14 protein-coding genes are annotated in these 14,948 nt (G+C 63.4%); 3 read left to right on the top strand and 11 right to left on the bottom strand.

Features of this window, described 5'->3' with window-relative positions; genetic code table 11:
* Positions 1 to 57: 57 nt before the first annotated feature.
* Entirely contained in the window at positions 58 to 2,391 is a 2,334-nt protein-coding gene (locus IP90_RS13615) for a TonB-dependent receptor plug domain-containing protein (RefSeq protein ID WP_144900192.1), read from the bottom strand.
* 159 nt (positions 2,392 to 2,550) lie between these two features.
* On the opposite strand from IP90_RS13615, the gene IP90_RS13610 reads away from it, so the two are divergent.
* Complete coding sequence (locus IP90_RS13610; RefSeq protein ID WP_144900191.1) at positions 2,551 to 3,690, top strand: NHL repeat-containing protein; 1,140 nt, start codon at positions 2,551 to 2,553, stop codon at positions 3,688 to 3,690.
* A 75-nt stretch (positions 3,691 to 3,765) separates the two neighbouring features.
* On the opposite strand, the gene IP90_RS13605 is transcribed toward IP90_RS13610, so the two are convergent.
* Together IP90_RS13605 and IP90_RS13600 are read right to left on the bottom strand one after the other, a co-directional pair.
* Positions 3,766 to 4,137, bottom strand: a complete 372-nt coding sequence (locus tag IP90_RS13605) for a VOC family protein (RefSeq protein WP_158635354.1) — start codon at positions 4,135 to 4,137, stop codon at positions 3,766 to 3,768.
* Between the two features lie 91 nt (positions 4,138 to 4,228).
* Positions 4,229 to 4,696 (bottom strand): LuxR family transcriptional regulator, encoded by a 468-nt coding sequence (locus tag IP90_RS13600; protein WP_144900243.1) that lies wholly within the window; start codon positions 4,694 to 4,696, stop codon positions 4,229 to 4,231.
* A 258-nt stretch (positions 4,697 to 4,954) separates the two neighbouring features.
* Between IP90_RS13600 and IP90_RS13595 the strand changes: the two genes are divergently transcribed.
* The gene (locus IP90_RS13595) at positions 4,955 to 5,347 is read left to right on the top strand and encodes a GFA family protein (protein WP_144900189.1); all 393 of its coding nucleotides are present in this window, start codon (positions 4,955 to 4,957) and stop codon (positions 5,345 to 5,347) included.
* Between the two features lie 303 nt (positions 5,348 to 5,650).
* On the top strand, positions 5,651 to 6,307 hold the full coding sequence (locus IP90_RS13590) for a glutathione S-transferase family protein (RefSeq protein ID WP_144900188.1): 657 nt from the start codon (positions 5,651 to 5,653) through the stop codon (positions 6,305 to 6,307).
* Here IP90_RS13590 and IP90_RS13585 read toward each other — a convergent pair.
* The 8 genes from IP90_RS13585 to hflK all read right to left on the bottom strand — a co-directional run bounded on the left by IP90_RS13585 (position 6,282) and on the right by hflK (position 14,890).
* Positions 6,282 to 6,791: a retropepsin-like aspartic protease gene (locus IP90_RS13585; protein ID WP_144900187.1), complete on the bottom strand. Its 510-nt coding sequence runs from the start codon at positions 6,789 to 6,791 to the stop codon at positions 6,282 to 6,284. The genes IP90_RS13590 and IP90_RS13585 overlap by 26 nt on opposite strands.
* A 51-nt stretch (positions 6,792 to 6,842) precedes the next feature.
* A complete protein-coding gene (locus IP90_RS13580) occupies positions 6,843 to 7,706 on the bottom strand; it encodes an alpha/beta hydrolase (protein ID WP_158635353.1) in 864 nt (287 codons plus the stop codon).
* A 106-nt stretch (positions 7,707 to 7,812) separates the two neighbouring features.
* Positions 7,813 to 9,261: an RNA-binding domain-containing protein gene (locus IP90_RS13575; protein WP_199753484.1), complete on the bottom strand. Its 1,449-nt coding sequence runs from the start codon at positions 9,259 to 9,261 to the stop codon at positions 7,813 to 7,815.
* 345 nt (positions 9,262 to 9,606) lie between these two features.
* Entirely contained in the window at positions 9,607 to 9,933 is a 327-nt protein-coding gene (locus IP90_RS13570; RefSeq protein WP_144900185.1) for a hypothetical protein, read from the bottom strand.
* A gap of 322 nt (positions 9,934 to 10,255) precedes the next feature.
* The gene (locus tag IP90_RS13565; protein WP_144900184.1) at positions 10,256 to 11,548 is read right to left on the bottom strand and encodes an adenylosuccinate synthase; all 1,293 of its coding nucleotides are present in this window, start codon (positions 11,546 to 11,548) and stop codon (positions 10,256 to 10,258) included.
* Between the two features lie 1,185 nt (positions 11,549 to 12,733).
* Positions 12,734 to 12,919, bottom strand: a complete 186-nt coding sequence (locus IP90_RS13560; protein ID WP_144900183.1) for a DUF2065 domain-containing protein — start codon at positions 12,917 to 12,919, stop codon at positions 12,734 to 12,736.
* 4 nt (positions 12,920 to 12,923) lie between these two features.
* Positions 12,924 to 13,787: a protease modulator HflC gene (hflC, locus tag IP90_RS13555; RefSeq protein WP_144900182.1), complete on the bottom strand. Its 864-nt coding sequence runs from the start codon at positions 13,785 to 13,787 to the stop codon at positions 12,924 to 12,926.
* Complete coding sequence (gene hflK / locus IP90_RS13550) at positions 13,784 to 14,890, bottom strand: FtsH protease activity modulator HflK (RefSeq protein ID WP_144900181.1); 1,107 nt, start codon at positions 14,888 to 14,890, stop codon at positions 13,784 to 13,786. The genes hflC and hflK overlap by 4 nt, the downstream gene beginning before the upstream one ends.
* Positions 14,891 to 14,948: the final 58 nt, after the last annotated feature.

The raw sequence follows: 14,948 nt of genomic DNA, 5'->3' as shown, positions 1-14,948 counted from the left end.
GCCTGCGGGTACGCCAGGCGGGTCGAGGCATAGCCCCGACCCGCCACGCGCCATTACTCAGAACGCGTAACGCACCACCAGCTGGTACACGCGCCCGGACTGCTCGGATTCCAGCTCGAACTCGTCGTAACTGCGCTCGATCTGGTCCAGCCGTGTGTTGAACTTGTGGAAGGTTTCCTGCTTCTTCGCATCCAGCAGGTTGTTGCCGGTCAGGCGCACGCTCCAGCTTTCGCCGAAGCGCTTCTCGACGAAGGCTTCAAGATCGGCGCCGTACGTGGTCTCCACTTCCTCGCCGATCACGCGTGACTCCGCGCCGCCCTGGCGCCGATAGCTGATGCCGAAACTGGAATTGATCGATTCCAGGTCCTGGATGAAGCCGACGTTGAGCACATAGCGCGCCTGGTTGTTGAAGCGACGCTCGCCGAGACCGTCGTCGACCTTGCTGTCGAGCCAGGAGTAGTTGAGGAACACACCCGTGTCGGGCATGCCGAACGCGGTCAGCGGCGTGGACAGGTCCAGTTCGACGCCGTAGACCTTGCCGTCGCCGACGTTCGCAGCGCTGTAGACGAAGCTGTCCGCCTCCAGCACCGGATAGCCGGGCGTGTCGGGCGTGGCGTCGGGATTGTCTTCGAGGAAATCCTCGACCTCGTCCTCGAAATCCTCCAGCGCAGTCGCGCTGGGCTCGCCGTGGTTGACCAGTTCGATCAGGTCCTTCACGTCGCGGTAGAACACATTGACGCCGACCACGCCCTGGCGGCCGAGGCGGTGTTCGAAGCCCAGGTCCACGCCCCAGGCGTTTTCCTGTTCCAGCAACGGATTGCCGATGAAGTCGTTGTCGCCGTATTCGCCTTCCAGGAACACCGGCGCAAGGTAGTTGAAGTCGGGGCGGCGCACGGTGCGCGCCAGCGACAGGCTCAGCCGGTCGGCATCGGTGACATTCCAGCGCAGGTGCGCGGACGGCAGCAGCGCCGAGTAGTCGTTGTCCCACTGCTCGCCATCGACGCGGATATCGCTGCGCGTGGTCTCGTAACGCAGGCCGGTTTCCCATTCCAGGTTGCCGGACTGCCCGGTCAGCATCAGGTAGGGATCGATGCGGCGTTCCTCGATGGTGCTGGCGGTGAGGTCGAAGTCTTCATACGGCGGCAGCAGCTCGCCTTCTTCCTCCGCCTCTACTTCGGAAACCCGCAACGCCAGGTCGCGATCCTTGCCGGTGTAATCCACGCCGAAATCCAGCTTCGCCGCGCCGACATCGCGCTGGTGCGCCAGGGTGAACGCCACTTCGTCGTCGCGCAGCGCGGTCAGGGTACGCACACCTTCGAAGCCGTCCCACGACGGTGGCGTGTCGTCATCGTCGAAGCCGGTCTCCTGCTCGGTGGAGACGGTGTCGTCGTCATATCGCGAGAAGCTGCCATCGATGCGGGTGCGGCCGCCGGCCATGTCGACGTCGAGTTCCGCCTTCAGGGCGAAGTTGTCCTGGCGGATGTCCTCGACCTGGTCGTTGATCGACAGCAGATTCTCGCGCGCGCTGCTGACCGGATCATTGAATTCCAGCGAGTGCTCGGTCTCGGTGCGGTCGGTGCGCACGTACAGGCCGGACAGCGCCAGCTTGGCGCCGTCGAACTCGCGCACCCACGACAGGTTGGCGGAGGTGTCGTCGCCATCGCGGGTATCGCTCTGCTCCTCGCGATCCTGGAACTCGCCGCCCGGCGCGTCGTAACGCAGGCTCAGCTTCTGCTTGGGGTTGTAGCGGCCCTGCCGGCTGATGCCGCCAAGCAGGCGTCCGCCGCCGAGGTCACCACTGGCCACGACCGCGGCGGCAGGCTTCACCTCGCCGTCGTCGAAACGCGACGCGCCCAGGCGCACGTAGCCGCCGTCGAACTCGTAGGCATCGCGCAGCACGATGTTGATCGCGCCGGCAACCGCATCGCCGGAGCGGTTGGCGCTGGGACTGCGCACGATCTCGATCCGCTCCACCACCTCGGCGGGAATGCGGTCCACATAGAACGAGCGGTCCTCGCCGCCGCCAGGCACCTTCTTGCCGTTGATCAGGATCTGCGTGTAGCTCGCATCCAGGCCACGCAGGCGCGCGCCGTCGTATTCCAGCACGTCGGACAGGAAGGCCACGCTGGGCACGCGCTTGAGCATGTCGCCGACGGTGCGCGGCTCGAACCGCTGGAAGAATTCCAGGTCGTAGGACAGCACCGGCGCGATGTCGTCGGTGCGGTTGCGGTAGACGATCTGGCCGTTGACCACCATGCGTTCCATTTCGGTGGTCACTGCAGTGTTGGTCGTGGCAACCGCATCCTGCGCGTGCGACTGCGTCGGCGTCGCCGCCAGCGTGGTAGCGGCGATGGCCTGCAGCAGGCCGAGGGCAAGCAGGTTCTTCTTCATCTGTGGCGCGGTTCCGTAAGAAATGAATCGCGCAGATGTAAAGGGATCGCATTGCGGCCATGTGACAGTCGCGTGCCTGTCATGGCAGGGCGCGTTCCGCAACAATTCCGACACCGGATGGTGATACAAACTTCGTCTTTCCGTCATCTACGAGTCCGCATGTCCCCTCATCACGCCTTGGCGCCGATCCTTCTGTCCCTTTGTTTCGCGGCGCTGCTTCCCGGTTGTGCGACGCCCGCGGTCGATCGCGAACCCGACGAGACCGCCGAGGTCGATCCGATGCTGGCCGGCAGCGGCATCGCGCACCGGGTAGTGAAGGAAGCCTTCGTCACCCCACTGACGCCGCAGGACAACATCGATTCGCCGGCGTTGTGGATGGCGCCCGATGGCAGCGCGCTGCTGTTGGCCACCGGCAAGAAGAGCGGCCACCTCGTCGCCTACGACGGCGACACCGGCGCCGCGCTGGGGGCGCGCGGCAGCCGCGGCACGGGGCCGGGACAGTTCGACCGCCCCAACGGCATCTTCGTGCATGACGACCTGGTGTTCGTGGTCGAACGCGACAACCATCGCGTGCAGGTGCTGCGCCTGCCGGGGATGCAATCGCTGGGCAGCTTCGGCGATGCCGACCTGCAGAAGCCTTATGGGCTCTGGTTGCACCCGACCGGCGCGAACCGCTTCGACGTGCTGGTCAGCGATGCCTACATGGCCGGCGAGGATGCGCGCGGCGACGAGATCCCGCCGCCGCTGGCCGAACTGGGCGCGCGCTTCAAACGCTATGCGGTTTCCATCGATGGCGATCGCGTGGCCGCGACCCTCGCCGGTACCGTCGGCGACACCACGGCGGCGGGCGCGATCCGCGTTCCCGAATCGCTGTGGGGCGACGCGGCGCACGACCGCCTGCTGATCGCCGAGGAAGATCTCGCCACCGGCACTGCCGTGCGCGAATACGGCATGGACGGGCGCTTCCGCGGACGCACGCTCGGCCTCGGGATGTTCAAGGCGCAGGCCGAAGGCATCGCGCTGTGGCAATGCACCGACGGCAGCGGCTACTGGATCACCACCGACCAGTTCAAGGACCGCAGCCTGTTCCACGTCTGGGATCGCGCCACGCTTGCGCACCTCGGCGCGTTCGCCGGCGAGACCGTCGGCAATACCGATGGCGTGTGGTTGCACCAGGGCGCGACGAAACGTTTCCCCCAGGGCGTGTTCTACGCGGTGCACGACGACATGGGCGTCGGCGCGTTCGACTGGCGCGACATCGCGGCCACGCTGGGCTTGAAGGTAGCTTGCGAAGGCTGAGGGGGGGACCTCCATTGCCAAAGTCGTCATCCCGGCTTGCGCCGGGGTGACGGTCGAATACTTTTCAGCGTTTCCTCAGACCTGCGCCAGCATCAGCACATAGCCGTCCGGATCTTCCAGCCTGAACTCGCCACCGGGCATGTAGAACGGATAGTAGATCGCGCCCGTGGCATGGCCGAGTTCCGCCAGGGCCGCGTGCGTATGCTTGATATCGTCGTAGTACAGGTAGAAGAGGATGGCCTGCTGTGACGCATCGATCGGCCCCGACGCCAGCCCGACCATCAGGTTCGCCTTCTCGCTCTCCAGCCATGCCCAGATCGGGGCCGAGTGGCCTTCAGGAACAACACGATTGGACACCTTGAAGCCCAGATCAGCATAGAAATCGATGCTGCGTTGCACATCGGCGACGTGGGCGAAGGCGACGAGTGAGCTTGTCTGAATTGTCATGTGACCCCCGGGATTTTCTGACGCGCGCATCATGCCGGGTCGCGAAGCGATGCCCGCTCCAGAGAAACAACGAAAGCTTGAACCTGGTCCTTCAGGACTCGCCAGGCACGCGCTTGAACAAGGCGGTGCGCATCATCGGCGTCCCGTCTTCCTTGAAATAGGCCTCGGTCTCGGTCAGCACCTTGCCATCGGCACTGACGGAGTAGACCCGCGTGGACCTGGGAATGCCCTCGTAGACGAACTGCATCACCAGCACGTTCGGGGCAGGCATCTTCGCGGCGATGACATCCACCCAGTAGGTGCCGGAAGCGCGACCCGGCGTGCCGTCGAGGGACAGCGTGGATTCCGAGTGCATCCTGTTGTCTTTCTGGTCGACGATCTCGACGCGGGTCGTCCACTTGCCGCCTGCGACGTCGCGGAAATCGAGGTCGACGCTCTTCGGCCGCGCTTCGGGCGGCATCGGCAAGCTGCCTACCTCCAGCGCCCAACGACCGGCCAAAGGCGACTGCCCTGCCGGCCCAGCGGATGCAGATGTGGCCTGCAGCGTCGCCACTGCCAACAGTGCAACGAATACTGACTTCATGCTGTCTCCTTACGGGATGGATGGATGGATGGCATACCAGGCGTGATCTTATGCCTGCTGCAGGCTGAAAGCTGGATCCCGGCTCGCTCATCCTGAGCTTGTCGAAGGACGCCGGATGACGATCCGGGACTTGATCAGCGTTGACTGGCGAAGGATGCCGCCATGGCGGGCAATTGAAACAACAGTGCCATCGTTGTACACATTGCGCCCACCTGGTTCTCGAGGAGACGCAGCATGGATCGGTTCACCGGCGGTTGCCAGTGCGGCAAGGTCCGGTTCGTGGCGTCGGGACGCCCCTACCGGGTCGGCCTTTGCCACTGCCTGGATTGCCGCAAGCACCATGGCGCCCTTTTCCACGCCTCCGCGATATTCCCCCAGGATGCAGTGACGATCGATGGAGAAGCACGCGACTACAACGGGCGCTGTTTCTGCCCCCGCTGCGGCTCGCCTGTTTTCGCGCGCACCGCGGACGAAATCGAACTGAGCCTGGGCTGCCTGGATGCCCCCGACCAGTTCAGGCCTACCTACGAACTCTGGACCATCCGCCGCGAATCCTGGCTGCCACCGTTTCCACTCGCGAAACGGTTCGAACGCGATCGCGACGGAACGAGTCGCTTCGAGGAGTAACGCGGACTCATTGTATGGCATGACCCGCTGGCGCCGGTTCCAGTCTCGTAGGACGCATTAGCCATCGGCGTAATGCGCCGGATGCGGCGACCTTCGGGCGGCCATTCGGCGCAATGCCCTTCGGCTATTGCGCCCTACGCCTGGCTGCAGGTTCGGCTTTAATGATTGCGATGCGGCTGGAGCATTGCCTTGGTCTTGCTTGTCGAATTCCGGTGCAGTCATTCGTCGCTGACATGAAGGCAGGGCAATCGGCCCTACCAAAGTCACGCGCGATCGCGTCATGAAATGACCTGGAGTCTTGCCATGAATCCCACCATCACCGCTTTTGAAAGCTCACCCGACCGCGGCCGGGGGCTGGCGCGCGACACACGCATCCGCTGGGCGCTGGAGGAAGTGGGTCAGCCTTACGAGGTGCGCCTTGTCTCGTTCAAGGCGATGAGGCAAGCCGCGCACATGGCGCTGCATCCTTTTGGCCAGATCCCGACCTACGAAGAAGGCGATCTGCGCCTGTTCGAAAGCGGCGCGATCGTGCTCCACCTCGCCGAACACCATGTCGGACTACTGCCCGACGATGCCCATGCCCGCATGCGCGCGATCGCATGGATGTTCGCCGCGCTCAACACCGTGGAGCCGCCGATCCTGGAACGCCAGAACGCGAAGCTGCTCGAGCGCGACAAGCCCTGGACCGAGCAACGCATGCCTGCGGTCGAGGACCGCATCCGTGATCGGCTGCATCAGCTGTCCAATCGCCTCGGCGACGCCGCCTGGCTCGAAGGCGCGTTCAGCGCAGGCGACCTGATGATGGTGTCGGTGCTGCTCAGACTGAAAGCATCGTCGGACATGCTGGACGAATATCCGAACCTCGCCGCCTACGTGGCCCGCGGCGAAGCGCGACCTGCATACAAGCGTGCTTTCGACGCGCAACTGGCGGTTTTCACTGGCCAGTCGTCGACCGGTTAGTCGAATTTGAATGCGTGTCAGTCGCCGCAGCGTCAAGCTTAGATGCCACCTCTCTCAGAAACAGCGACTGACTGACGTAGTCGATCACGGCCGCGTGCGCATCGAACACGTCCACACCTAGAATCACGTCCACCTCGGTCGATCCCTGCGCACGCAGCGGCGCGTTCACCTGTTCGAAGTCCAATCCGACCGGGCCGGCCAGTTGCGGGATGAACGAACCAAGCCGCAGCTCCGCACCGTCGACGCGGTACTGGTCGAGCGCCCCACCCGCGCCGCCTGCCTCGCCATCCAGCCATTCCGACGGCAGGCCGAGCGCCTCGACTACCGACATCGCGACGACCGTGCAGGCGGCTCCCGTGTCCACCAGCACCTCGACCGGGCGTCCGTTGAGTGTGCCGGCCGTATGGAAGTGCCCTACTCCGCTGCGGGTGAGTGGCACTCGCAGGTAGCCACGGGCCGTCAGGAAATCAGCCAACTCGTTCATCCGTCGTCCTCCGCACCCGACGCCCCGAAGCAGCTCGGTTTGAATTAATGATCAGGGCGCATCCGCATCGACAATGAAACCACGCTCTCTCAGAAATGCGATGCCCGCATCGCTCGCATCCTTGCTGACGCCCTTGTCGATGGCGTCGTAATTCGGAAACTCCTGGCTCGCCAGGTTGCGCGTGAAAAGATGGCCCACTCCCGGATATACCTTCAGTTCGCAGGTATTGCCGCGCGCCTGCATGCGCTGGCAGAACTGCCTGGCGCCTGAAGCCGGAGTCACGTTGTCTTCCTCTCCCTGCAGCAGGATCATCGGCGGCAAGCCTGCGCGGACATGCAGGACGGGCGATAGCGCCGCGGCTTGGGACACTCCCCCGGACAGCTTCTGGAACCATGTCGAGGTCGCCACGGAAACAGCGGGCGAGCGAAGCACCAGTGCGTTCGGTACGGAGGAAATATCGCTGCCCCATGGTTCGTCGAATATGGCAGCCGAAGCGGCAAGGTGTGCGCCTGCCGAGGTGCCCAAGGCCGCAACCTTGTTCGGATCGATACCGAGCCTCGCCGCTTCCCGACGAACCCAGCGGATGGCGTTTCTCGCGTCGGCAACCGCATCGAATGGCGTGATGCCGTCACGCGACAAACGATAGTCGACCGATATGGCGACCATTCCGAGATCGGCGTACTGCGTGGCGATCGCGTCCATCCAGCCTGCTTCGCCTTCATTCCAGCCGCCGCCATGAAACAGGACCAGGGCGCTTCGTGGCTTGTCGCTGTCGAGCGAAGGATGGAACACCCTGACGCCAATTTTCGCGCCATGACTCGTGAATGCTTCGATGGCCGGCGCGGGTTGCTGCGCTCCAACGCTGCTGCTGAACATGAGAAGCAGCGCAAGGGCCATGGCTTTGGGAGTACTCATGGATAGCCTCGATCTGTGTGTGCGGCTTGATTCCTGAGTTAAGCCTACCCGCCTAGTGGTGCTTGGTTCCGATGCAATCATGAGGCGATTCGGCTTGAATGACTTGTTAGACGAAGTCCAAGTTATTTCCCGTCAGACGCCAAGCTGCCTTGTTTCCTTTGAGTTCCGGGATCATCTCAATCTTCCCAGCGTCGCGAAGCCTGTAGAATTCCGACTTCACAGCATTCTCGCTCTTGATACCGGTGATATCGCGAGCTTGCCTGTTCGTGATGGTGTCGTTCTTTGACAAGAACTCCATGATTGCCTCTTGCGGAGTGGCGAGAGATGCATGAGGAATTACTACGCGAACGTAGTTTTCTTCTTCAAGAATCTCAGGGTTTCTCATTTTCCACTCTTTCATCTTCTGGAAAGCCGTGTTCAAGCCCTCGCCAATGTCTTTGTTAGGAGCGTCTTTGTACTTAGAAAGCATCCCCACGATCTTTGGATTTCTCGCATAGCGGACGTCAAGTATGTTCTCCCTACTCACGAAGCCGGGCAAGCGACCAGGGCTGAGCACCTCAATGCGGTTGTCAAAGATGAGAATCTGCACATCATCGGAGACTGAGTAATCTCGATGTATAACCGCATTCACCATGATCTCCCAGAGCGTCTCAGGGGGATACTCCATTGACTTGGCGCCCTCAGTGGTCCAGACACTAATCGATGACATGATTTCCGTGACCCGTTCAACGGACTTCTTGATGAGAGGGAAGAGTGGCCCTTCGACAGTTTCCGCGAACGCCAGATGATCTCTTTCGGGATCATCTTCTTTTGTCTCATAGCGAACGATCTTCACAGAACATTTCTTTGGAACCACGCCGCTTGGATCATTTGAAAATAGTAAGAGACCGCAAGCTTTTGGTTTGAATGTACGTCTGTCGATCAGACCTTTATTGAGCGACAGGTCAAGAGGATCAGTCTTGGGAGAGTAGTCGTTAAGAAATATCCTGATCTCCTCAGAATCGACTACGTCCTCTGCGTCCGCAGAGGCGATTTGCATGTCCTCATAAGAGGAAGCTCCTTTCGCGAACCCCAAAGCGGTGATTCGATCTGCTTCCTTGATTGGTAATGACTGCGCCCCCTTTCGCTCATACACAGTGCCGTCGGACGTTTGATGTACAGACTGGCTTTTCTCAACTTGAATATGAAGTATGTAGTTCTCAGAAAGCGAAGACTTGAGAAACTCCATAGTGATGGGTGGTGATGGCACTATCTCCAGCGTCGACTGGACGAGCTGGTTGTACTCTTCCATTGTGGGAGCCCCAGCCCAACGCTTTTCTGAGACTGCTTCATCTTTGTCGTCTGCGATCCCTATATAGACATCGCCTCCATCTGCGTTAGCGAATGCACACACGATCTTCTGAAGCTTGGCTCCTTTGATCTGGGATGCCTTGCGATCATAGAAGTGACCTTCTGGCTGAGATGAAAGGCCCAGTGCGTCTTCTTTGGAAACTTCACGTACTTGCATAATTTCCTGCCGCCTAACGCTGATAGGCCCCATAGAAAGGGCGAGCAATCGATATTCGGGCGATGGCGCGACCCTCGTCAAGCTGTCTTGTCGCAGCGTCGTAGAGCACTTTGTTCGCAGGCACAATGCGCCGACGTGCTCTGGATGCCGCAGGGTGGAAACGCCTTCGGCGGTTCCGCCCTGCCGAACGACTTGTGCATTGCGGCCCGGGAGGCGGCAACGCCCTTGCCGCTGCTTGCGGGCGATGGGTATCGCCTGCGGCTCAACCCTTCCCACGGGTGAGGCGGAAGTCGGCTGGCGGGTTGCCGCCGTTGGAATTGGACACCGCGCGTGGGAAGGCGGGGCTTGGTTCGTGGGGCAAGCGCATTGGACATATCGCGGCCGCGGGCACGATCACTGCACCGCGGCAGCCGCGACCGGCTGATCGCGCACGCCGGCACCACCACGCGAGCCGCGTCCGGGCGGCTTGTTGTTTTTCCATACGGTGGAACCCTGTGCGGTATTGAATAAGCCGCGGCGACCCTTCGCGAAGGCGATTTTTGCCTTCCGGAAGGCAAGCCGATCCATCGCGAAACCGGTTTTTGCCTTCGGGAAGGCGATCCGGGTTATCGGGAAGGCAATTCCTGGATTCGCGAAGGCGGGAATCGGCTTCCAGAAGGGCGCCGGTGGCTTACGGAAGGGTCGGAACGGATTCGCAAAGGCGTCAGCGGCTCTTCGCAAGGCGTGCCGGCCGTTCGCTTGGCTGGCATGGGCGGATCCATGTCACGGCAAAGCTAGAAGGCTGAGCCGGAGCAAACCATCCCGGTGCGCGATGGCCCGGCGAAAACCACGGGTAGGGCGCATTAGCCGCAGGCGTAATGCGCCGGATGTCGCGACCTTCGGGTTGCCATTCGGCGCAATGCCCTTCGGTTATTGCGCCCTATGCCAGTCGTAGGGCGGAACCGTCGCAGGCGATTCCGCCGTATGTATTGAGCATTCGCGCGTGGCGGAATCTGCTTCGCAGGTTCCGCCCTACGCCTGGCAGGATCGAGCGGCGCGATGCTTAGGCGAACGGGTCCTGCAGCACCATGGTGGCGTCGCGGTCGGGGCCGGTGCTGACGATGGCGATCGGGCAGCCGGCCAGTTCCTCCAGCGCACGCAGGTAGGCGCGGGCGGCCGGTGGCAGTTCGTCCCACTGGGTGATGCCGTGGGTGTTCTCGCTCCAGCCGGGGAATTCCAGGTACACCGGCTCGCATTCGTCCCAGCCCTGTGCGTCGAGCGGCGCGTACTCGGTTTCCTTGCCGCGGTAGCGGTAGGCGATGCACATCTTCAATTTCTCCATGCCGTCGAGCACGTCGAGCTTGGTGATGCACAGGCCGCTGATGCCGTTGATCGCGACCGCCCGCTTGAGCGCGACGATGTCGATCCAGCCGCAGCGACGCGGACGGCCGGTGGAAGCGCCGTATTCCTGGCCGCGGTCGCGGATGCCCTGCCCGACTTCGTCGTCCAGTTCGGTGGGGAACGGACCGCCGCCGACGCGGGTGGCGTAGGCCTTGGCGATGCCCAGCACGTAGTCGATCGCGTCGGCACCGACGCCGGTGCCGGCGAGCGCGCCGCCGACGGTGGTGTTGGACGAGGTGACGTAGGGATAGGTGCCGTGGTCGATGTCGAGCAGCGCGCCCTGCGCGCCTTCGAACAGCACCTTCTTGCCCTGCTTGCGCAGGTCGTGGAGCAGGCCGGCGACGTCGGACTTCATCGGCTCGACGTATTCGCCGAAGGCCAGCGCCTCGTCCAGCGTCTGCTGGAAATCGACGGCGTCGGTGTTGAGGTATTTGGTCAGCACGAAGTTGTGGTAGTCCAGCGCGGTGCGCAGCAGTTCGGCGAGCTGGTCGGGGTAATGCAGGTCGGCGACGCGGATGCCGCGGCGCGCCACCTTGTCCTCGTAGGCCGGGCCGATGCCGCGACCGGTGGTACCGATGGCCTTGCCGCCGGCGGCGCGTTCGCGGGCCTGATCGAGCGCGATGTGGTACGGCATGATCAGCGGCGTGGCCGGGCTGATCTTCAGCCGCGAACGCACTTCGACGCCGTTGGCTTCGAGTTCGTCGATCTCCTTGCGCAACGCGGCCGGCGACAGCACCACGCCGTTGCCGATCAGGCACAGCGCGTCCTCGCGCAGGATGCCGGACGGGATCAGGTGCAGCACCGTCTTCTTGCCCTTGATGACCAGCGTGTGGCCGGCGTTGTGCCCGCCCTGGAAGCGCACCACCGCGCCGATGTCCGTCGTCAGCAGGTCGACGATCTTGCCCTTGCCCTCGTCGCCCCATTGAGCGCCCAACACCACGACTGACTGACCCATCACGAACTCCTGAACCGATTGTGGGAGGGGCCTGGGCCCCGACCGCGGCGCCCCTGTCGCGGCGGGAAGCCGCCTGCACAAGGACGCAGACACGGAAAAAGCCGGAGGAGCGAGGCCCCATCCGGCTTTTGTGCATTATCCGGGTTTTGGGGGTTGGGGGCCAGCCTGTGTGGTGGTCCGTGGGCTGAGTTGCTGTTTGGGTGGCCTATGCCCGGTGCATCGATTGCCCCCAAGGACAGAGCGGCTTTTGATTTGGCCGCCCATAACTCATGCACTTCCATAGACCCGAAGGGCGGCGACCATGGATGGCCGCCGTTTTCCGAACGAGCCAGGAGGGCGAGTCGGAAAATCGCGAGCCACTACCCACTTGCCGGATTGATTTGTCGAGGAAGGGCCTTCTCTTTACTCAGGGCTTTGCCCTTCGCCCTTCGGGCCGGCTGCGCCGTTCGCGCCTGCGGCGCAGTGGTTACTTTCTCTTGGCCCCATCAAGAGAAAGTGACCCGACTGCGGCAGCAGGCGGAAAAGCCGACCTGAAAGATCGGCAAGCGCTGCGAGACTTTCAAAAGCAGGCGCAAAGTCGCTGGGTTCCCGCCTCGCTCATCCTGAGCCTGTCGAAGGACGCGGGGATGACGGCTGGAAAGCCTGGGCAACGGAGCTTGCACTGCTTCGCTTGCCGTAAAAGCTTCCGCCCGCTGCGCGTACGGGTCACTTTCTTTTACTGACCCAAAAGAAAGCAACCACTGCGCCGCAGGCGCGAACGGCGCAGCCGGCCCGAAGGGCGAAGGGCGCAGCCCTGAGTAAAGAAAAAGGTCTTCCCCGATCAAGGCTAACGTTGCACGCTGCGGTCCTCGGAGATTTTCCGACTCGCCCTCCTGGCTCGGTCGGAAAACGGCGCACATCCATGTGCGCCGCCCTCCGGGTTTATGGGGTGACATGGATCGCTGATGTTCGTGCCAACTGCCAAAGCAAAGAGGCAGAAGAGGAAAGGCAAACAGCATGGGAGTCGAGCGATAGCACGCTCGTTACGTCGCGCTCTCCCGCGCTATGGGAGAGGAAATAGCGTCGGCGGCCCTAGCCGATGCCGTAGCGTGCGCTGTGCGCACGATCAGCATTAAGTTCGTGCGCACAGCGCACGCTACGGTCTTGGTAATCAGGCTACGACCTTCCGCAGTCGGAAAAAAAGCCCTAGCCGCGCACCAGGTACAACATCACCAGGCCGGCGGCGAGGATCATCCCGCCGATCCTGCGCAGATGCTGCTCCGGCAACGCCTGCATCTGCGCCATCGCCCGCTTCCAGGCGCCGGGCGCGGCGAACAGCCACAGGCCTTCCAGCACCGCGACCAGGCACAGTGCCGCCCACAATTCGCTCATCGGCCTACCTGTCGTTGCGCAGGTATTGCAGGAACGGATCGTCGTTCTCCAGCACGATCACGCTGTTGCCGTCGGCGAACGACTTGCGGTACGCCTCCAGGCTGCGCTGGAACGCATAGAACGCCGGATCGCGGTTGGCGGCCGTGCCGTAGATGCGCGCGGCCTCGGCATCGCCTTCGCCGCGCAGCTTCTGCGCGTCGCGCTCGGCCTCGGCCACGATCACCACGCGGTCGCGATCAGCCTTGGCGCGGATGGTCTGCGCCTGCTCCTCGCCTTCGGCGCGCAGGCGGCTTGCCACCTGCTGGCGTTGCGCGCGCATGCGCCGGTATACGTCCTTGATCACGTCGCTGTCGGTGGGCAGGTCGATCTTCTTGATGCGCAAGTCGACGATGCGCACGCCGACCGTCTCGGCGCCCTTGTTGATTGCGGTGACCTGGCGGCGGGTGACATCGCCGCGATCGCCGGAAACGACCTGCTGCAGGGTGCGCGAGTTGATCTCGTTGCGCAGCGAATCGCGGATGATCGGCGCCAGGCGATCGACCGCGACCTTCTCGTCGCCGCCGGTGGCGCGATAGAAGGCGCGCACGTCCTGGATCTGGCCGACCGCAAAGAAGTCGACGCTGACGTCCTTGCGCTCGGAGGTGAGGTAACGCTCGGGCTCGGCTTCGAGCACCTGCAGGCGACGATCGAACACGCGCGCGGTTTCCACCAGCGGCCACTTGAAATGCAGGCCCGGGCCGATGTCCCAGCGCGCGACGCGGCCAAGGTTGAGCACGATCGCGACCTGGCCTTCGCCGACCACGTACACCGAGCCCATCAGCGCCAGCAGCGCGGCGAGGATCGCCGGGATCCACAGGTTGATTCTCATCGCGTAGCCTCCTCGCGGCCCGGTCGCGGACTGCGTTCGGGACGGGCGTTACCGCCGTCCGTTGCGTTGATGGTGGGGGCGATCGTCTCCGGCGGCAGCAGCGGCGGCGACACCGGATTGCTGTTGCCCTGGCCGGTCATCGGCACATAGATCAGCTGGCGGCCGTCGCCACCGATCACCTTGCGGTTGTCGGCGAGCACGTCCTGCACGGTCTCCAACCACAGGCGCTTGCGGGTGACTTCCTCGGCGCCGCGGTACTGGTCCAGCAACAGGCTGAAACGCGCGGCGTCACCGGTGGCGCGCGCCACGGACGCGGTCTTGTAGCCTTCGGCGGCGGTGCGCACGCGCGAGGCTTCGCCGCGTGCTTCCGGCACGACGCGCGCGGCGTAGGCACGGGCCTCGCTGGTCAGGCGGTCGCGGTCCTGCTGCGCGCTGTTGACGTCGTCGAACGCCGGCTTCACTTCCTCCGGCGGACGCGCGTTGGGCAGGTTGAGTTCGGTGACCACCAGGCCGGTGCGGTAGGCGTCCAGCGACTGCTGCAGCTGCTGGCGCGAGGACACGGCCAGCGCGCTGCGCGCACCGAGCACGGTGTCCAGGTCGGAACGGCCGACCTGCTCGCGCACGGTGCTGAGCGCTGCCTGCTCGAGCATGCGATCGGCGTCGCGGGTGCCGAACAGGTACAGCTGGGGATCGGCGACCCGGTACTGCACGTTGATCTGCACCTGCACGATGTTCTCGTCGCGGGTCAGCACCGGCACGGTGCTGTCGAAGGTCTTGATCTGGGTCGCGGCGACCTTGACCACGCGTTCGATCGGCCACGGCAGCTTGAAGTGCGGGCCGGGCTGCAGCACGCGCGAGAACAGACCGAAGCGCAGCACAACGCCACGCTGCTGTTCGGCGATCAGCACGAAGGAGCTGAAGGCCAGCCACAGCGCCACCAGGATGCCGACCCAGCGCAGGACGCCACCGCCACCGCCATTGCCGCCGAACAGGCTGCGCAGCGAGTCGAGGATGCCGTCGAACGGATTGTTGCCGCCGCCCCTGCCCGTACCGCCCCTGCCGCCTTTTCCAGAACCACCGCTACCGGGAATATTCCAGGCCATGCCTGCTCCACATCCATAAAGGGAGCGCCAATCCGTACCGGCGATGGCGCGAAATCGC

The organism is Luteimonas cucumeris (assembly GCF_007830035.1).
Classification (GTDB): Bacteria; Pseudomonadota; Gammaproteobacteria; order Xanthomonadales; family Xanthomonadaceae; genus Luteimonas_C; species Luteimonas_C cucumeris.
The sequence above is the reverse complement of the archived record's forward strand: the minus strand, read 5'-3'. Positions and strand labels throughout refer to the sequence as shown.